The organism is Aeromicrobium sp., assembly GCF_014378035.1.
In the GTDB taxonomy this organism is placed as follows: Bacteria; Actinomycetota; Actinomycetes; order Propionibacteriales; family Nocardioidaceae; genus Aeromicrobium.
On sequence record NZ_JACMOM010000184.1, the window covers coordinates 1 to 18646 of the forward strand.

General features: G+C 67.1%; 20 protein-coding genes and 1 tRNA gene. 11 read left to right on the top strand and 10 right to left on the bottom strand.

Going from position 1 to position 18646, the window contains the following annotated elements; all coding sequences use genetic code 11:
- Positions 1-1522 (top strand): hypothetical protein (locus H7290_RS09525; RefSeq protein ID WP_290513782.1); only part of this gene is annotated, 1522 nt, incomplete at its 5' end.
- Positions 1523-1803: 281 nt separating this feature from the next.
- Here H7290_RS09525 and H7290_RS09530 read toward each other — a convergent pair.
- The 3 genes from H7290_RS09530 to H7290_RS09540 are packed head-to-tail and all read right to left on the bottom strand — an operon-like array spanning position 1804 to position 4143.
- Complete coding sequence (locus H7290_RS09530) at positions 1804-2676, bottom strand: phosphatase PAP2 family protein (protein ID WP_290513783.1); 873 nt, start codon at positions 2674-2676, stop codon at positions 1804-1806.
- Positions 2677-2698: 22 nt separating this feature from the next.
- Entirely contained in the window at positions 2699-3514 is an 816-nt protein-coding gene (locus H7290_RS09535; RefSeq protein ID WP_290513784.1) for a polyphosphate polymerase domain-containing protein, read from the bottom strand.
- Positions 3511-4143 (bottom strand): DUF4956 domain-containing protein, encoded by a 633-nt coding sequence (locus H7290_RS09540; protein ID WP_290513785.1) that lies wholly within the window; start codon positions 4141-4143, stop codon positions 3511-3513. The genes H7290_RS09535 and H7290_RS09540 overlap by 4 nt, the downstream gene beginning before the upstream one ends.
- Positions 4144-4258: 115 nt before the next feature.
- Between H7290_RS09540 and H7290_RS09545 the strand changes: the two genes are divergently transcribed.
- The 4 genes from H7290_RS09545 (at position 4259) to H7290_RS09560 (ending at position 8033) form a co-directional block, all read left to right on the top strand.
- On the top strand, positions 4259-4963 hold the full coding sequence (locus H7290_RS09545) for a response regulator transcription factor (RefSeq protein ID WP_290513786.1): 705 nt from the start codon (positions 4259-4261) through the stop codon (positions 4961-4963).
- Positions 4960-6321, top strand: a complete 1362-nt coding sequence (locus H7290_RS09550; protein WP_290513787.1) for an ATP-binding protein — start codon at positions 4960-4962, stop codon at positions 6319-6321. The genes H7290_RS09545 and H7290_RS09550 overlap by 4 nt, the downstream gene beginning before the upstream one ends.
- Positions 6318-7640, top strand: coding sequence for an MFS transporter (locus tag H7290_RS09555; RefSeq protein ID WP_290513788.1), 1323 nt, complete (start codon positions 6318-6320; stop codon positions 7638-7640). The genes H7290_RS09550 and H7290_RS09555 overlap by 4 nt, the downstream gene beginning before the upstream one ends.
- A gap of 105 nt (positions 7641-7745) precedes the next feature.
- The gene (locus tag H7290_RS09560; protein ID WP_290513789.1) at positions 7746-8033 is read left to right on the top strand and encodes a hypothetical protein; all 288 of its coding nucleotides are present in this window, start codon (positions 7746-7748) and stop codon (positions 8031-8033) included.
- A gap of 421 nt (positions 8034-8454) precedes the next feature.
- Here the strand turns inward: H7290_RS09560 and H7290_RS09565 are convergent, their stop codons facing one another.
- From H7290_RS09565 to H7290_RS09580, 4 genes are all read right to left on the bottom strand, one after another.
- Positions 8455-9285 carry a hypothetical protein gene (locus tag H7290_RS09565; RefSeq protein WP_290513790.1) on the bottom strand — a complete coding sequence of 277 codons (831 nt, stop codon included), beginning with the start codon at positions 9283-9285 and terminating at the stop codon, positions 8455-8457.
- Positions 9279-10961: a phosphatidylglycerol lysyltransferase domain-containing protein gene (locus H7290_RS09570; RefSeq protein ID WP_290513791.1), complete on the bottom strand. Its 1683-nt coding sequence runs from the start codon at positions 10959-10961 to the stop codon at positions 9279-9281. Before H7290_RS09570 ends, H7290_RS09565 begins: the two co-directional genes overlap by 7 nt.
- A gap of 70 nt (positions 10962-11031) precedes the next feature.
- Positions 11032-11262, bottom strand: a complete 231-nt coding sequence (locus H7290_RS09575) for a hypothetical protein (protein WP_290513792.1) — start codon at positions 11260-11262, stop codon at positions 11032-11034.
- Between the two features lie 237 nt (positions 11263-11499).
- Positions 11500-11576 (bottom strand) — tRNA-Arg (locus H7290_RS09580).
- A gap of 56 nt (positions 11577-11632) precedes the next feature.
- Between H7290_RS09580 and H7290_RS09585 the strand changes: the two genes are divergently transcribed.
- From H7290_RS09585 to H7290_RS09600, 4 genes are all read left to right on the top strand, one after another.
- Positions 11633-12610, top strand: coding sequence for a PHB depolymerase family esterase (locus H7290_RS09585; protein WP_290513793.1), 978 nt, complete (start codon positions 11633-11635; stop codon positions 12608-12610).
- 4 nt (positions 12611-12614) lie between these two features.
- The gene (locus H7290_RS09590) at positions 12615-13394 is read left to right on the top strand and encodes an HAD-IIA family hydrolase (RefSeq protein WP_290513794.1); all 780 of its coding nucleotides are present in this window, start codon (positions 12615-12617) and stop codon (positions 13392-13394) included.
- Positions 13395-13534: 140 nt separating this feature from the next.
- On the top strand, positions 13535-14437 hold the full coding sequence (locus H7290_RS09595; RefSeq protein WP_290513795.1) for an NAD(P)-dependent oxidoreductase: 903 nt from the start codon (positions 13535-13537) through the stop codon (positions 14435-14437).
- Positions 14418-14609, top strand: a complete 192-nt coding sequence (locus H7290_RS09600) for a hypothetical protein (RefSeq protein WP_290513796.1) — start codon at positions 14418-14420, stop codon at positions 14607-14609. Before H7290_RS09595 ends, H7290_RS09600 begins: the two co-directional genes overlap by 20 nt.
- Positions 14610-14638: 29 nt before the next feature.
- Here the strand turns inward: H7290_RS09600 and mscL are convergent, their stop codons facing one another.
- The 3 genes from mscL to H7290_RS09615 form a co-directional block, all read right to left on the bottom strand.
- Complete coding sequence (mscL, locus tag H7290_RS09605) at positions 14639-15043, bottom strand: large conductance mechanosensitive channel protein MscL (RefSeq protein ID WP_290513797.1); 405 nt, start codon at positions 15041-15043, stop codon at positions 14639-14641.
- Positions 15044-15115: 72 nt separating this feature from the next.
- Positions 15116-15709, bottom strand: a complete 594-nt coding sequence (locus H7290_RS09610; protein ID WP_290513798.1) for an SAF domain-containing protein — start codon at positions 15707-15709, stop codon at positions 15116-15118.
- Between the two features lie 93 nt (positions 15710-15802).
- Positions 15803-16129 carry an FmdB family zinc ribbon protein gene (locus H7290_RS09615; RefSeq protein ID WP_290513799.1) on the bottom strand — a complete coding sequence of 109 codons (327 nt, stop codon included), beginning with the start codon at positions 16127-16129 and terminating at the stop codon, positions 15803-15805.
- A 98-nt stretch (positions 16130-16227) separates the two neighbouring features.
- On the opposite strand from H7290_RS09615, the gene H7290_RS09620 reads away from it, so the two are divergent.
- Positions 16228-17583 carry a hemolysin family protein gene (locus H7290_RS09620; protein WP_290513800.1) on the top strand — a complete coding sequence of 452 codons (1356 nt, stop codon included), beginning with the start codon at positions 16228-16230 and terminating at the stop codon, positions 17581-17583.
- Positions 17580-18646 (top strand): hemolysin family protein (locus H7290_RS09625; RefSeq protein WP_290513801.1); only part of this gene is annotated, 1067 nt, incomplete at its 3' end. The genes H7290_RS09620 and H7290_RS09625, both read left to right, overlap by 4 nt.

Below are 18646 nucleotides of genomic sequence, written 5' to 3' on the forward strand. Positions count from 1 at the left end.
CGAGGGCGAAGTCCCCGTTGATCTGACGCCGGTCACGGCAGCCGAGGCCACGGCGACTCCGCCGACGTGTCTCGCCGACGGGGCGCTGGTGCTTCCCGTCACCGAGGGCGTCGTCTACCAGCAGACGCCGACCGGCACCGGGTCCTACACCATCACGGCCGAAGCCGCTCCCACCTACAAGCTGACCAACCCGCTCTTCGAGCAGATCATCGAAGTCCTGCCTCAGGTCACGGGCCGGGAGTGTGCCGTCGACGGCCCGCTGCCGGTGACAGCTGTCCCGCCGGTCCCGCCGGAAGCAACCTGCACGTCGGACGGCACCCTTGTTCTGCCGACGACTGTTGGCGTCATCTACGACGCGATCCCGATGCCCATGACCAACGACTTCGTCGTGACGGCGATTGCAGCAGAGGGCTATGTCCTCACGAACGCGCCGTTCCTCGTGCTCGTGAACGTCCCGGACAAGCTGACGGTCGGATGTAACACTCCTGGCGACATCAAGATCTGTCACCGCACCAACAGCAACGTCAACCCGTACGTTGTCATCAGTCCTGACGTGGCCGGCGTTGCCGATGGTCATGACACGCAGCACGAGGGACCGATCTGGAACCCCACGCTGAAGGCCGACCACATCGAGTGGGGCGACATCATCCCGCCCTACACCTACCTCGGCGTTAAGTACCCCGGTCAGAACTTTTCCGCCGAGGGCGAGCTGATCTACGCGAACAACTGCGTGCCCGGCGAAGGGCTGTCGATGGAGGTCGTGCCGGCGATCACGCTTTCCGATGTATGCGATGGGAATCAGCGACCCACCCCGGTCGAGGTTCTAGGCGTGAAATACACGTTCACCGTCGGAAACGGCATCACCGGTCCGTGGGAGATCACGGCCACGGCGCTCCCCGGTTTTGAATTTGCCGAGGGCGCGAACACTGTGTTCTCCGGTGACGCCGGGGATTCGTCGGTGTGTCTGGCGCCTGCTGTTGTGACGAGTGAGACCTGTGACGGCGCAGAGAGTCCCAATCCGACGGAGATCATGGGCATTGCCTACGACTTCACTGTCGGAGACGGCGAGTCGGGTCCGTGGGAGATCACGGCGTCTGCCAAGCCCGGGTACTTCCTGGTCGATGGCGCGAACACTGTGTTCTCCGGGAATGCTGGCGATCCAGCTTCGTGCGTCAGCCCGGGCTTCTTGGAGAAGGGCAACGAGCCCGGTATCAACCCTGCCGTCCTTTCCAACGGGGTTGCCAGCAACGAGGTTGCCCGCGAAGAGCAGATGCTGCCTGACACGGGTGGTCTGCCGCTCTGGATGCTGCTCATGGCAGGGCCGATGACCGCTGCAGGACTCTTGATGCTGGTGCGTCGTCGCCCGGTCGTGCACGCTTTCACGAGCGACGGGGGCCCGGCGTACTCGCTGACGCTGCCGCCGGTCAAGAAGGTCAGCCCGGCTCCTGTGGAGACGGTTCGTGGCTTCTTCGCATCGTTGGTTGCCGCAGTGCGTTCCTTCGTCGGTGGAGGACAGCGCTGACCCAGCAGTAGTCAGGTGAAGGGGAGTCGCTTCGGTGGCTCCCCTTTCCTCGTCGCCAGCCGTGTGCGAGCACTGCGGAGCACGGCTGCCCGGTCCGTATGGCGTCTCCGCGTTCGCGACTTCTTGCTCACCTCACCCAGGAGTGCGCAGTGGGTGGTCAGCGATCCGAACCCAGCCCGACGCTGAAGCGAGATTGCAAGGGGAAGGCCGAGGCGCACGAAAGAGAGCAGGTGATCCGAGGAAGGCCCGCTGGCTTGCGCCCGCCCTGCGACCTGAGCCCGCTACCGGGGAGCGGAGACGGGCTGGACCCCGCTCGTCACGAGGAAGTAGTCGGCGATCATGTCGCCAAGGAGAGTTCCGGCAGTGATGTCCGACTCGACGTGCCCCGCCATGTACACGCGTGAGAACGCGACTTGATCCCGCATCCAGACGTAGTCGCTACGGCGATGGGGCGACAACGTTCCGAGGTAGGCGGCGGCAGCAGCAGACCTCGCTGCGTGCCTGGACGGGTAGGAACACGGGCACACAGTCCCCTTCTTCACCACGTGGTCGGTGCGAAGTGAAGGGTCGAGCACGTAAGGAGCCGACTGCCGGTACTTCGCGGCCAAGTCGTCCGAGGTGGTCTTTGCCATCTTCACCATGGCCTTCAGCTGCGCCTTCTCGGCGTTCCCCGTCTTGGTGTCCTGCAGCTCGCGCTGGTCGTGGAGGTAGACCTTCCAGATGTCCTTCTTGCCATTGACCTCCAGCCAGGTGGCAGCAGCGGTGCCGGCCGGCGTTCGCGTGGCCGCGAGTCCCTGGACCTTCTTGAGCTCGGAGGCACGCGCGGCAGCAGCGGGCGGGGCAGGCACTTGAGTCTCGACCCAGGCCACGAACGCGGCGTCGTCGCGTACGGCCCCGTGGCTGGTGAACCAACCCTTCATCAGGCTCGAGGCGGTGGCATCCTGGCGTTCGATGGGCACGGCGATGCTGGCGATCTGAGCGTCGGTGAAGAGGGTGGGTGGCGGGTTGGCGGAGACGCGGTCGACGGCCGAGAGGTTCTTGGGTGACGCCCCGGCCAACCGCGGTGCCAGGACACCGACGGCGACCGCGACGACGGCGATGATGATGGCGATCGTGTACCGGAGAGGCGTGCGTCCGATGGTGGAGAGGGTCATGGTCTGTTCCTTCGGTTGCTGATCAACGGGAGTGGAGAAGGGCGTCCGTGTGCAGATGCGTGCCGCGGAGCGCCCGGACGTCGTTGTCAGGGATGGTCGGATGCAGCAGCGATGCGGTCGCGACGTACTTGCTGAACGAACGCTCCCTGGCACCGTGGCGGATAAGAAGCCTGTCAACAGCGCTCGGCGTCGGCCCCCCTTTGGTCTCCACGACAGCGACGTCGTCGTCGAGCCAGGCACGCCGACCGCCGAGGGTGCATCGCAGATCGGTGTCGATGGTGAGGCGGGTACCGGCCGCAACGTCGACCAGGGCCGCACGGACGTAGGTGATCTCCGATGTGGCGACAAGAGCGGCGATGTCGAGGTCCGGCTGCTCGTCGTTCAGGACGTCGGCAACGAATGCCTCGTCATGACCTGTGAGCGTGCCGTATCGCTCAGGCTCGGTCGGCTTCGCTGCCTTGACGGTGAAACCTCGGCCGTCCTTCGTCTTGACCTCGACCCGACAGAATTGGTCCTCGGAGTAGAGGCGGCTCCGGACCTTCCAGCGTCTGCGACGGCCCTGGATGTGCGTGCGGCACGACGCGAAATCGGCGGTGTCGAAGTAGGTGGTGCGGTACGTCGTGGCGAGGCGCCCATTGACCTCCAGCACCTGGTGGGTGGCTCGGAGCTCGCCGAGAATTCCGTCGACGGTCGTCACGGGCACGAGGTACTTGCGATCCACTCGTGTCCTGAGGTCCGCTCGCTCGACTGTCTCAGCGAGAGTCAGGGTCCTGAAGGCGGCCAGGGCCGACGAGAGCGTGGTCTGTTCGGTGACGGGAGCGACAGTTTCGGCGGTCATGACTGTCCTGCTTCAGTGGTGACGGGTTCAGGAAGTTGGGACGTCCACTGCCACGTGGCCTCGTCGACGGTGTACCTGACCGAGACACGGGTGGTCTCCCGGACGAAATCGATGTCGTCGATCACGACACTGAGGATCGGCACACTGAGGCGGTCGTCGAGCTCCCGCTGGGCGCTGGCCGGGTCGAGCACGAGATGGTCCAGGGTCAGCCGCATGACACGGGTGGCCGGCTGTGAGCGCGAGTCGTCGGCGACCCAGACGACGATCAGCAGCACCAGGCTCAGAGAGGCGACAAGCCACAGCTCACGCTGCTGCAGCCCGTTGACGAGGGCCAGGACGAGTGCGACGAAGGTGTAGGCCACGTCCTTCAATGTGAAGGCAGCACTTCGTAGCCGGACGAGGGACAGAAGGCCGAAGAGTCCAAATCCGATACCCGCCTTGAAGCTGCCAGCCGAGATCGCGGTGAGGGCGACGAACAGCCCGACATTGAGGGCCGCGTACACCAAGGGCATCGCGGGTGCGGACTGGCGGCGGCGATACAGCAAGCCAATCAGGACGAGCAGCGACAGCACGTCGATCCCGAATCGTGCGAGCAGCTCGGCCGTCGTTGCGGACGCAAAAGTGTCCATGGGTAAGGATTCCTCCAGTCAGCCGGTCGGGCGCCGGTCGCTGCTGTCGACGTTAGGAGCGGTAAGTGAAGGAAACGTGAAGGCCGTGAGTGGGGGCCGTCCCTAGACTGACGAGGTGAAGGTCGTGGTGGTCGACGATGAGAGACGGCTCGTCGAGCTGATCGTCGACTACCTGAGCGAGGTCGGAATCGATGCCGAAGGCTTCTTCGACGGTCGCGCCGGGCTCGCGGCGGCCCGTCAACCAGGCGTCGGTGCCGTGGTCCTGGACCTGATGCTTCCCGCCATCGGTGGTCTCGAAGTGTGCCGACGTCTTCGCGCTGAGGGCAACAAGACCCCGATACTGATGCTGACGGCCCGCGGGGCCGTGACCGAACGAGTCGCGGGCCTCGAGGCGGGTGCGGACGACTACCTGGTCAAGCCATTTGCCCTCGAAGAGCTCGCGGCGAGGCTCCGCGTGATCGAGCGACGCGCCGAGGTGTCCGACGATGAACGATTGGCGTTCGGTGACCTGGTCGTGGACCTTTCGTCCCGACGCACGTGGTGCCACGAACAGGAGATCGATCTGGCCCGCCGGGAGTTCGACGTGCTCGCGGCGTTGATCGGCAACGCCGGACGCGTGGTCAGCCGCAGCTACCTGCTCGACGATGTGTGGAATGGCGATGTGGACATCCGAAGCAATGCCATCGAGGTCCACGTGTCCCGTCTGCGCGCGCACCTGCAGGATGTCTCGGACCAGGTGGCGATCACGACCGTGCGCGGGGTCGGCTACCGGCTCGAGCTGCGCGGCACAGCCACGGCCAAGGGCAAGGCCGCCCGATGAGCCGGTCCCGGTTGACGATCAAGCGACGCCTTGTTCGCAACGTCGCTCTCGCGATGCTCGTCATCCTTGTGCTCACCTCCGGGTTCGTCTACTGGCGCGTCGAGCACGCCCTGGATCGCCAGCTCGACCGCGACCTCAAGGCGTACAACGACGTGGTCACCCAGGCTGTCGCCCGCCAGACCGACATCGCTGACCAGACACCGGGGGAGTGGTATCAGGTGTACGACGGCTCGGGTCAGGTCGAGATCGGCAGCACCGAGGTGCCGCTGGGGCGGCTCCTCACGACGTCGGTGCTGGCTGAGATCGGGCGCGATGGCTCGCGCCGGTTCGACCGGGGCTCGCTGTTCAGTCCCGGCACCTCGACCCTGCGGGTGCAGGCCACCGAGGTCGTGACTGCTGACGGCAAGGTCACGGTGGCTGCAGCGATCAGCCGGCGAGCTCGCGACGAGGCGCTCCGGGAGCTTCTGGGACAGCTCGCACTGGCCGATGTCCTCGCCCTCATCGGGGCCTCGTACGTCGGATATCGCACGGCCCGCGGTGCTTTGGACCCGGTCGAGCGCTACCGACGAGCGGCGCGGGCAGCTGGCGAGTCCGGTGGTGCGCGCCTGCCGGTGCAGGCCGGCCGCGATGATGAGCTGACCCGTCTCGGCCACACCCTGAACGACTTGCTCGACCGGCTCGCGGCCGCCACCGAGCGCGAGCACCAGTACCTCGCGGATGCTTCTCACGAGCTGCGCAGCCCATTGGCCCTGCTGAAGGCCGAGGTCGAGCTGGCCCTGCACCAACCACGTGACGCTGCCTACATGCGGCAGGTGTTGGTGTCCGTGGCAGGTGAGGTCGATCGGATGACTGCCCTGGCGAACGCCTTGCTGGACCTCGAAGAGCTCGAGAGCGGAGTCCAGTCGTCGACGTTCACCGTCGACGTGGCGGCACTCGTGCGCAGGAGCGCGGAGCGCTACGCGTCGGCGTTCGAGCGGGACGGCCGCCTGCTGGAGGTCCGGGCAGAGCCGGTGACGGCCCGTCTGAGCGAGCCATGGATCGACGTTGCTGTGCGCAACCTCCTGTCGAACGCCCTGCTGCACGGAGCCGGAGCTGTCACGGTCGAGGCACGTGCCGTCGAAGGGAATGTGACGATCTCCGTGACGGATGACGGACCGGGCATCGAGCCCGATTTCAGGAGCGCGGCCTTCGACCGGTTCACCCGGGGCGACGTCAACCGCACCACGCGTGGATCGGGTCTTGGACTCTCGCTGGTGAGGTCAGTTGCCGAGGCGCACGACGGCGACGTCACGATCGAAGCGTCGCCACTCGATGCCTCCCGCTACACGCGGATGACGATTCGTGTGCCGCGGCGATGAGCGCGCCCGACGCCCGAACCGACTGGTCGCCGTGGCGCTCCATCGTCGCGTTCGGGATGGTCAGCCTGCTGGCCGACATGGTCTACGAGGGGGCCCGCTCCGTCAGCGGTCCGCTGCTCGCCTCCCTGGGATCTTCTGCCCTGCTGGTCGGCCTGATCACGGGCGCCGGAGAGGCAGCCGCGCTCGTGCTGCGACTCTTCTTCGGTGCGATGGCCGATCACACCGGCGGCTACTGGCGCCTGACCCTGCTCGGATACGGGCTGACGGCAGTGTCGGTCCCACTGCTGGCTGTGACCCCGTTCATCGGTGCGGCCGGGCTGTCGGTTGCGTGCCTGCTGATCCTCTCGGAGAGGACCGGCAAGGCGATCCGAAGCCCATCGAAGTCGGCGCTCCTGGCCATCGCCGCGCAAGGAGTCGGACGGGGCCGGGGCTTCGGCGTCCACAAGGCACTTGATCAGGTGGGGGCGTTCGCCGGCCCGCTCCTCGTCGCCGCGATCGTGGCAGCGACATCTCGCATCTGGCCCGCCATGGCAGCGTTGGCCATCCCGGGGATCGCCGCGATGGCACTTCTGGTGGTCGTCCGAACTCAACTTCCAGGCCCCGACCGGGTTGAGCCCCGGTTGCCGGCCCCACGCGGGTCTTGGCTCGCGCTCAACGCCGGGAAGGGGCTTCCTCGGTCGTTCTTTCTGTTCGCCGCCGCCACCGGGGCGTGCACCGCTGGCTTGGTGAGCTACGGCCTGATCGGGTTCCACCTGGTCAAGGACGACGTCGTGTCAGCGGCGCACGTGCCGATCGTCTACGCACTCGCTATGGCCTCTGCCGCGCTTGCTGCCCTGGCCACCGGCGTGATGTATGACCGCAGAGGCGGTCGCCTGCTGCTCGTGCTCCCGCTGATGGTGGCCGCGGTTCCGGCTCTGGTGTTCTCATCCAGTCTCGCTGCCGTGGTGGTGGGTGTCGTGGTGTGGGGACTGGCAGTTGGCCTGCAGGACTCGACCGTGAAGGCGCTGGTGGCCGATCTGGTCCCGGCGCCACGGCTTGCCACTGCCTACGGCGTTTTCGCGGCCATCCAAGGCGCTGCCGCCGTGGCCGGAGGTGCGGCGGCCGGATACCTGTACCCGCGGTCCCTGCCGCTGCTCGTGGCGGTCGTTGCGGTCGTCCAGGCATCGGCGCTGGTCATGCTGCTGTTCGGCGACCGAAGCACCACAGCGGACGCGTCGCGGAGTCGAACCCCGGGCCCAGACGCCGCCGGCGATGACGATGCCGTCGGTGATGAAGCCGGCCAGCACCCCGAGCAACAGACCGAGCGCGACCAGATCTGAGCGTCGTGCCTTGGCGACGACTCCCAGCAGCTGTGCGATCACATACACGATGGAGCCCGCTGCCAAGGTCAGGAATGCGACGCTGACCGGTTCGGAGGTGAAGCTGTGGCCGATGAGTGCACCGAGGAAGGTCGGGCCGCCGCCGATGGCCGCCATCGTCAGCAGGAATCCCCAGCTGGGCAGCCGGACGCGGCCCGAGTCATCGAGGTCGCCCGCCAATGGCGCAACGATGCCGAATCCTTCGGTGGCATTGTGGAGCGCGAAGCCGATGACCAGAACGGTGGCCAAAGCGATCTCGTCGCTGGCGGCGGCCTGCCCGATGGCGAGTCCTTCCGCGAAGTTGTGAAGGCCGATGCCGACCGCGATCATCAGCGACAGCTGCTTCGCCGGTGACCATGTGGTCGCGATCTGCGTCCGGGTGTCGCCGGCTGGCTCGGGGAAGGGTGCTGCCGAGGTCCGCTGCGCGGACCGGGCCATGTGGCGATCGAAGGCGACCAGGCCCAGCAGCCCAATGGTCAACCCGCAGACGAACAGCGCGCCATAGCCGACGATGGGTCCCACTTCGCCGTCGCCGGAGTGCACGGCTGCGAGCGCGGAGTCGATGGGTTCCCAGGCAGCCGACATGACGTCCCAGAACAGGAAGAGCAGGACGCCCACAGCGGTCGAGCTCAGCACGAGGCGCAGGTGGGGAGCGGGATGCTTCAGTCGACCGATCGGCAGGCCGATGACAATCGCCCCACCTGCAATCGCACCCAGCAGCAACGTCATCGGCAAGCTCATGTGGACCTCCAGGTTGCGATCACAAAGGCAAGCCTCACCTACGATGCCCCGATGGGGCAAATTGTTCCGTCGGGCTGACCCTCGTCCGGGTCTCATTCGTTCGCGTGAGAATCCAGCACGCGGCCACGACTCCGCCGATTCCGGCGGCTGCCGGCACCGTGGACGCTGGTCGGATCGCGTCTCCGAGCAGGGCGACACCCGCGACCAGCGCGACAATCAGCTCAGTGGTCCACATGACTGCTGCCGTTCCTGCTTCGGTGCCCCGTGCCAGAGCCCGTGCGAACGTCACCACCCCTGCTCCAGAGAAGCCGACCAGCAGGACGACGTCGAGCACAGCGGCCACCGACAGATCGGTCGGGTCAAGGAGTCTTCCGCACACGGCTGTGCCGGTGAAGGCGACGCCAGCCACCGCCGAGAGCAGGGGGGCGGAGCCGCGCCGGTACACGCCGGCCGCCACGACGATCACGACTGCGAGTGTCGCTGCGCTGATGACCAGCAGCAGGGGCGTGACAGCGTGGGGTCTCACGGGTCCGGTCGCGCCGGCGATGAGTGTTGCACCGAGTGCGAACATGCTGCCGGCAACCCACGTGCGTCGGGCGATTCTACGTCGTGCGGCTGCGTCCGCGAGAATCGCCGTGACCGCGACGGACGACGCGAGGACGGCCTCCGCGGTCGCCAGTGGCAGGTGCCCGAATGCCACGAGGGAGAGCAGCCAGGCAACGCCGTCGAGCGCGAGTCCTGCGACGAAGAGCCAACGGCGTCGGGCCTTGTCCAGGTGGTGTGAGGTGACGGCACCCGCTTGCAGGACCGTCGCTGCGCCGTACCCGAGGGACGCGAGGGCAGCCGCGACGACCCCGATCAGCACGGTGACATCCCCGTCATGAAGCGACCCACGACCGGGAGCTCGGTCAGCCCTTCTGCTCCGGCCATCACGATGCCCTGCGTAGCCATGGCGTCGGCGCTGCCGAGGACGGCATATCGCGGAGCCCAGTGGGGGACGAACTTGGCATTGAACCGCCACAACGACTCGATCTGGGTCTGCGACGCAGCGCCCTGGATGACTCGACGGGCGGTTCGCCCAGTCCAAGAGGTGTTCTCTCCGTTCACGATCGTGCGGAAGACGGCGAAGTTGAGGCCGACACGGGCAAAGCCTTGCGCGCGAAAGGCCTCCACAGACTCGATGATCAGGTACTCGACGATCCCGTTCGTCAGCGCGGGGTCGGGGTTGCGACGCGTGACGTCGAGGGACCAACCACCTTCGCAGGGCACCCACTGGATAAAGGCCTGAGGGTTTCCGTCGGCGTCGACCGCGACAGACATGATGAGGCCGGCGTCGCGGGCATCGAAGAGCCGGGACAGGGTCATCGAGAAGCCGCGCTCGAACGATCCCTGACGGCACAAGGTGGCGAGCGACTGGAGCTTGCTGCGGAGGGTCGGCTCCATGAGGGCGGGGTCGACCAGGGTGACCGAGTACCCGGCGCGTCTCACGCGGCTGTGGGCCTGCCGCACCGACCGCATCGCCCGTCCCTCCAAGCTGAATTCCTGGCAGTCGATGATGGCCTCGTCGCCGAGGTACAACGGATGCAGTCCGCTGGCCTCGTAGATCGGCAACCACTCGCTCGAGGCGCCGAGCAGGCTCACAGTCCACCCGTGGGACTCGGCGTGTGCGGTGAACGCAGCCCATACCCGCTCGCGCTCCTCGGGCGGCCCGATCGGGTCGGGCGCGACGACGCAGACTCCCCGCTTCACGGCGTAGGCCACCATGCTCGACCCGTCGAAGAACCACTGCTTGTCGTCGCGAAGTGCGAAGTACGCCAACGTGTCGCTCCCGTGCGCCGCCACGACCTCGCGGGCCCGGTCCTCCGCGGTGGCACGCTCTCCGAGCGTCGGTGGTGTGCTGAGACGGGGCGACAGCAGTGACCAGAGGGCAGTCGTGAGGACGCCCAGTCCGACGGCGATCAACGCCGGTGTTGCGAAGCGGCCGCCGTAGCCGAGCGGGAGCGTGCTCATCCCGCCCAGCCGAAGAGCGGCGGACCCGGTCGCGGCGACGCCGCCCTGGTCGAGTGCCGCAGCGAGTCCGGTGAACACCGTGAGCGCCGAGAGGATGCCGACGGCGGTGATGGTGACGGCACGCTTGATGGCGTGCGCCGACTGGGTGACGGGGAAGCTGCTGCGGCGGGTGGCGAGCCACAGCGCTGCAGCGGCCGGCGGGACCGTGAAGAAGGTGATGTTCTCGTGCAGCACGTGGATGCCGACGGAGGCCACCAGCAGGCCGATCGTTGCCGTCCATGCTGCCCGGAGTCCGCGGCGGAGCCCTCGGGCCATGAGGATGAGCGCACACGAGACGAACACCAGGGTGATGCCGGCGGACTCGGGAGCAACGGTCGGGATGACGTCGATGATGGACTGCAAGCGGTCGCGTGCCGGTGCGGAGGCTGCGGACAGCAGACCGAGCCCACCGACCGCGCACACTCCGGTGGCGGCGGCTCTGCGGGTCTTGTCGCGGGTCGCCCAGCTGCGACCGGGTGCAGAAGCGCGCATCACGCTTGTCCGGCGCTTGCCGCGTCGACGTCGAGGTCGATGATGTTGGTCCGTGCGTGAGCGGCGGGTGTCATCGCAGGAATGATGTTCTGTGACGCCGGCGGGCATCCGTATCGGGTCTCTTCGTGGTTGCCACGGTCGCGCCTGGTCCGACCACCGGGGCGCCGACCAAGAACGGGTTGGAGTGTCCCCGAGGGGAGAAGCCCACGAGCAAGCCGCTCTCGACGAAGACGACGGCCAGGACGAGCAGCAGGGCCGCCGGGCCCGGGGAGTAGAACAGTGGGCTGAGAGAGGCGATCATGTCTTTACTGTCGCGCAACTTACCTGACTGTCATCTGACTGGGGGTGGTTCAGGGCTCACGAGCAACCGGATCGACACGTGAGCCGCGTCGGTGGAGGTCGAGCGCGAGGCCGCCGTGCCGATCGCTCATCCAGTGAGAACACCGGGACGCTGCTCGTGAGCTTGTCGGTGACGCGCAGGTTCGCTCCGGAGCCTGCCGTGCCCACCCTCGCGGTGGGCACGGCAGGGAAAAGACGCTGGTGCCCTCGACAGGAATCGAACCTGTGACCTACCGCTTAGGAGGCGGTCGCTCTATCCTACTGAGCTACGAGGGCGTCGAGGGTCAAGGTTAACGACTCTTGGGTCCAAGCCCTACGCTCGCCTCTATGTCGTGCCCCTCCCGCCGCCAGCCGCGCGTGGGCACGCGGTGCTGAGGCGGCGTCTCAGCGCGGTGTTGGTGCTCATCTCGCTGTCAGCGTCCTTGTTCGCGTGCGGGACGACGGACACCGTCAGGTCGGACGATGACACGTGCGCAACCGGCCGGTCGCTCGCGGTCGGCACGAAGCAGCACGTCCTTGAGCGCGACGGACAGAAGCGTGTCTATCTCGTGCACGTCCCACCGGCCTACGACGGCTCGACGAGGACCCCCGTGGTGTTCCTCTTCCACGGTCTGGGTGGCAGCGCGGCTGCGATGCTGCAGACGACCCGCATGGCCGACCTCGCTGACAGGAGCGGGTTCATCGTCGTGGCTCCCCAGGCGCGTGGCGCCGTCTCGACGTGGGACTTCCGGACGCGCGAGTCGACGGTCCGGTCAGACCTCGGCTTCGTCAAGAGCCTGGTGACGACGATCAAGGGTCAGGCATGCGTCGATTCGTCCCGCGTGTATGCCGCCGGATTCTCCAATGGCTCCGCCTTGACACTCGCGCTGGCGTGCGACGGCTCGACGCCGTTCGCGGCCTACGGCGCGGTGTCAGCCCCGTACTACGTCTCGCGATGCGAGTCGTCGCCGCCCGCGTCGATCATCTACTTCCATGGCATGGCCGACCGGGTGGTGCCGTTCGGTGGGGCGCAGACCGCCATCGGGCCGTTGCCGGGGGTCAACCGCGCGCTCAGTGAGTGGCAGGTCCATGACGACTGCCCGTCGACCGGGTCGACCACGACAGTGACCGCACGGGTGCGGCATTTCGCCTGGGAGTCGTGCCGTGACGGCTCGGCCGTCGAGATGTACGCCGTGGCGAACGGCGGCCACCGGTGGCCGGGCGGCACCGAGAGCACCCCGGGCCACGGCGACGGGGTGACGACGCAGGACATCGACGCCAGCACGTTGATCTGGAATTTCTTCGAACGGCATCCGCGGGGTGGACAATAGGAGCATGAATAAGCCGATCGAGACATGGCTCACCGACATGGACGGTGTCCTCGTCCACGAGGAAAAGGCCATCCCGGGTGCCGCCGACTTCATCTCGCGGCTCCACCAGACCGGGCTCAAGTTCTTGGTTCTCACCAACAACTCGATCTTCACCCCCCGCGACCTCTGCGCCCGGCTTCGGACGGCCGGCATCGACCTACCCGAGTCGGCCATCTGGACGTCCGCTCTGGCCACCGCGAAGTTCCTCAGCGAGCAGCGGCCTGAAGGCACGGCCTACGTCATCGGCGAGGCTGGCATGACCACTGCCTTGCACAATGTCGGCTACATCATGACGAGCCGGGAGCCCGACTACGTCGTGCTCGGCGAGACCCGGACCTACTCCTTCGAGGCCATCACCCGCGCGATCCAGCTCATCGACAACGGGGCGCGGTTCATTGCGACCAACCCCGACGCCACGGGTCCGTCCCCAGCCGGATCGCTGCCGGCGACCGGTTCCGTGGCGGCGCTCATCACCAAGGCGACCGGCGTCGATCCGTACTTCGTCGGCAAGCCCAACCCGCTGATGATGCGCAGCGCCCTCAACCAGATCAAGGGCCACTCGGAGACGACCGTCATGATCGGTGACCGCATGGACACCGATGTGCTCTCCGGGCTCGAGGCAGGTCTGCGGACGTTCCTGGTGCTCACCGGATCGACTGCGGCCGGCGCGGTGGATCGCTTCCCGTTCCGCCCCACCGAGGTGTTCGACTCGATCGCCGACATCGTGCCGCTCGTGGGTGCCTGAGCGGCGAGACCACCGACGGACAACCCCGTCCCGAAGCCCAATTGTTATCCTTTCGTCATCTCCCGTTCGAGCTCCCGGGTTCGCGTCGGAGATTCCCCCGACACCTCGTGCAGGGGATCCCCCCACCCAGGGAGTAGGTCGTGAAGGTTTTCCTCACGGGTGCCAACGGAGTGATGGGCCGATCGTCCATCGAAGCGTTGCACCGGTCAGGCCACGACGTGGTCGGTCTCGTACGCACGCCAGAGGGCGCCGCAGAGCTGAAAGCCTGCGGTGTGGAGCCGTGTCATGGCGACCTGTTCGACCGCGAGACGCTCGTGGCCGGCATGAGGGGATGCGACGCGGTGGCCAACCTCGCCACCAAGGTCCCCATCGGCAAGGCCGCCCTGCGTCCCGGCTCGCTCAAGGCCATCGACCGGATCAGGCTGCACGGCTCGAAGGTCGTTGCTGACGCTGCTCGACGCGCGGACGTCAACCGCATCATCCAGCAGAGCCTCAGCTTCATCTACGCCGACGAGCACGACAACTGGATCGACGAGCACAGCCCCATCGACGTCACGCGGACGACTGAGCCGTGCGTGGTCGCGGAGGCGCACATGGCCGATTTTGCGGTCGACGGTCGCGAATCGGTCAGCTTGCGGTTCGGCCTCGTGACGGGCGACGACCTCAACACGGCGTGGCTGTTCCGCCGGGCCGCAGCCGGCCGGGCGATCGGCCTCGGGCTGGAGGACTCGTGGATGCACGTCGTCCACCCGCACGACGTCGGGTCGGCCGTGGTGCACGCGCTCGGCGCACCGGGCGGCACCTACAACGTCGGCGCCGAGCCCGTGCGGCGCCGAGACTACGTTGACACCATCGCTCAGGCCGCTGGCCGCCGGGAGGGGCACTTTCTGCCGCGATGGATCCTGCGCCTCGGTGGCGAGAAGCTCGAGATACTGACCCGCTCACAACGTGTCAGCTCGCAACGGTTCAGCGATCGCACCGGTTGGCACCCGATGTATCCCAAGCTCACACCGGACTGGCTCGATGATCTCGCCCGGGCCTGACGAGCGCGAACGACGTCGGCGAGCGGCCGAGCTTCTCGGTGATCTGCTGCCCGACACCTCGAGCGACGACACCGACGAGGGCTGGGGCGACCCGGGTGCCGGCAGCGGAAGTAGTGAGACGTCGCGCGATGACGACTACCTGCGTGACGTCCCACCCCACCACGGCCAGTAGCCCGCGCGGGCCCGGTCAGCCCGTGACGATCACGGGTTGGGGCGGTGCTGCAGCGCGTCGCGTATCTCCCGCAGCAGCGCGGTTTCCTCGGGGACGGCCTCGGGCTCGTCGAGACCGGGGCCCGGCTTGCGCATGGCCTGCAGCTTCTGCACCGGCATGACGATCGCGAAGTAGATGACGGCCATTGTCACCGCGAACACGACGAAGGCGTTGATGATGCCGCCGATGTTCACGAACGTGGCGGAGCTGTCGGTGATGCTGAAGCCAAATCCTTTGGATTCTTTTCCGCCGCCACCGACACTGGCGACGATCGGCTGGACGAAGTTCGTGCCGAACGCAGCGACGAGCGTGGTGAAGGCGACGCCGATCGCGATGCCGACGGCAAGGTCGACGACGTTGCCTCGCATCAGGAAGTCCTTGAATCCCTTGAGCATGGTTCTCCCTTGGTGGGTGTGTTCAGGTGAAGACTCGACCCTAGCGAGCAGATGACGACGGTATCGACACGCCTACGACGAGGTGATGACGCTGAAGTGTGACTCGAGGGCCGCGGAGGCCAGCGCGAGGGCGACCTTCTCGGTCGTCACGATTCCAAGGGTGGTGCTGCGGGAGTCGCCCGACGCGTTGGGGAGAATGACCACCTCGACTCCCCGAGCAACGACGAGCGCACTGGCCTCACCGTTGGGGTCGACGGCGACGATGTCGACACGACTGCCCACCTGCACCCCGGTCAGCCCTTCGGTCTCGTCGATGCGAACAGAGGTGAGCACGGCGTGCGCACCATACGGGGCGAGCGAATCTCCCCGGAGAACGCGATAGTCGGTGAGTGTCTCGCCCTTGCGCATCGGACCCGCCACGCGGCTTCCCACGGCTGCCTCCCGGTCGAGAGCGCGGGAGGCCTGTGCGCCTGGCGGCACGACAATCGTGTGCACGTCACCCCCACGGATGACCTGACCGCTCGTCAGGTCATGGGCAGCGACCAGCACGGGAAGGCCGTCGGGGGCCTGCCGGACGGCGCCGAGCGCCGTGAGGACGGCCAGCCCGGTGAAGGCGGCAGCCAGCATGCGACGGTGCTCGAAGACGAAACGGTGGATCAGGTCCATGCCCGGACTGTAGGAAATCCGGCGCCGGGGCGCAGGATCACGTCCACAGTCCCATCAGGCAACCCCATCAGGCAACCCCATCAGGCAGCAGAGTCAGGCAGCAGAGTCTGAGCCCGACTTCTTCGAAGGCGTGCTGCTCGAGGGCTTGTTGCTGGACGGCGTGCTGCTCGCAGAGGTGTCACCCGATGAGGTGCTCGAACCCTCCTTGGCGGCGGGTTTCGCAGTCTCGGACGGTGTCGACGTCGACCGGCTGTCGTTGCGATAGAAGCCCGACCCCTTGAAGACGACTCCGACGGCGTTGAACACCTTGCGGAGCTTGCCGCTGCACAGGGGGCAGACGGTGAGCGCATCGTCGGTGAATGACTGCTGGACTTCCAGCGGTTCACCGCACTGAGTGCACTGGTATTGGTACTTCGGCACAGTTGCTCCCGCTCGATGGATGGTGCACCACAAGGATACAGTTGCTGAATCGTGACCGATCGCATCCCTCGTCCACACAGTCTTCTCGGAGCCAAGCGATGACCGAATGGCTGCTCCTGGCCACGTCGTTCCTGTTGATGCTCGCCTGCGGCGTGTTCGTGGCGGCTGAGTTCTCGTTGGTCACCGTTGACCGCGCGACCATCGAGCGTGCCGCCGAGGCTGGCGACAAGGGTGCGCAAGGAACCCTGCTCGCCTTGCGTTCGCTGTCGACCCAGCTCAGTGGCGCTCAGCTCGGCATCACGATCACCAACCTGGCGATCGGCTTCCTCGCCGAGCCCGCCATCGGCACCCTGCTGCGCGATCCGTTGACGTCGGTCGGCCTCGAGGACGGGGCGCTTCGGGGCGTTGCCTACAGCATCGCGCTGGTCGTCAGCACCGTCGTGACGATGCTCGTCGGTGAGCTCGTGCCGAAGAACTTCGCCCTCGCGCTCCCGCAGCGCACCGCAGCACTGACGCAGTGGCCGCAGCGGGCGTTCACGACGGCGATGGCATGGCCGATCCGCACGCTCAACGGGCTGGCCAACGCGATCCTTCGCTCGCTCGGCGTCGAGCCGCAGGAAGAGCTGCGGTCGGCCCGCTCACCCGTCGAGCTGCGGTCGCTCGTGCTGCGCTCCGCGTCCCAGGGGGCGATCAACGACGAGACTGCCGACCTTGTCGCGCGCAGCATCGCCTTTGGCGACCGCACCGCGTCCGACGTGCGCACGCCCCGGGTGCGGGTGCACTTCCTGGAGGGTCGTGACACAGCCCTCGATGTCATCGAGGCGGCCCGCCAGACGGGGCATTCCCGCTTCCCCGTCATGGGCAGGAGCCCCGACGACGTCATCGGCATCGTGCACGTCAAGCGGGCGGTGGCGGTCGAGCCCGACCGGCGGCGCAACGTCCGCATCACCGAGATCACCGATCCCGTGGCGACGGTGCCTGACAGCATCGAGCTCGACCCTCTGTTGTCGTTGCTGCGCGAACAGGGCATGCAGATGGCGGTGGTGGTTGACGAGTACGGCGGCACCGACGGCGTCGTGACGCTGGAGGACCTCGTCGAGGAGATCGTGGGCGACATCGCCGACGAGCACGACCGGTTGTCAACGCGCAGCCGCCATCGTCGCGACGGCACGTGGTCGCTGTCGGGCCTGTTGCGACCCGACGAGGTCGAGGAGCAGACCGGCATCTCCCTGCCCGAGAGCGAGGACTTCGAGACCATCGCGGGCCTCATGAACTCCGAGCTCGGACGCATCGGCGTCCGCGGCGACGCCGTCTCGTTGAGCCTCGACCGCACGCCTGATGACCCGGATGACGATGCAGAACCGTTGCTCGTGACCCTCACGATCGAGCGCATGGAGGGCCGTCGCATCGACCGGGTCTCGCTGACGGTCGACTCGGGAGGTGATCAGTCGTGAACGGTGTGTCTGCCCTTCTCCTCACGGTCCTGCTGCTCGCCCTCAACGCCCTGTTCGTCGCCGCGGAGTTCGCTCTGATCTCGGCCCGGCGCACAAAGCTCGAGCCGCGGGTGCAGGCGGGCTCGCGCCCGGCGGCCATGGCGATGCGGGCGATCGGGAACATCACCCAGGTCATGGCCGCCGCACAGCTCGGCATCACGATCTGTTCGCTCGGCCTCGGTGCGGTGGGCGAGCCGGCGATCGCGCACCTGCTCGAGCCGGTCTTCGAGGCGGTCAATTTGCCAGAGGGTGCGGTGCACCCGCTGTCGTTCGTGATCGCCCTGACGATCGTGGTCTTCGCGCACGTTGTCCTCGGTGAGATGGTGCCCAAGAACCTCGCGCTCGTGGGGCCCGAGCGTGCCTCGCTGGTTCTCGGGCCGTTCATGCTCGGCGTCGTGGTCATCCTCAAGCCGTTCGTGGTGGTGCTCAACGGCGCTGCGAACGTCATCGTGCGGCTCTTCAAGGTCGAGCCGAAGGACGAAGTTGCCTCGACCTACAGCCACGACGAGGTTGCGGGGCTGGTCGAGGAGTCCAGGCGCGAGGGCCTGCTCGACGAGCACGAGTACGGCTTGGTGTCCGGTGCGCTCGATTTCTACAAGGGCACCGTCGACCAGGTCCTGTTGGCACGCGACGGCCTCGTGACGATCTCGGCGGACGCCACCCCGGTCGACGTGGAGCGAGCGTGCGCCGAGACAGGCTTCTCCCGCTTCCCGGTGCTCGACGCGATGGGCGAGATTGCCGGCTACTTGCACATCAAAGACGTGCTCGAGAACGATGAGGCATCGCGGATGGAGACCATTGCCGACAAATGGCTGCGCCCGCTGGCCACGGTCGTTGTCGGATCGGGCCTGTACGACGCGCTACGCACGATGCAGCCACGCGGGTCGCACATGGCCCGGGTCGCCGATCCGGCCGGTGTGGTGCTCGGGGTGATCATGCTCGAGGACGTCCTGGAGGTGCTCGTCGGAGAGTTTCGCGGCACCGGGGCAGAACAGATCTGCCACGAGGCACAGTGCTCTCGCTC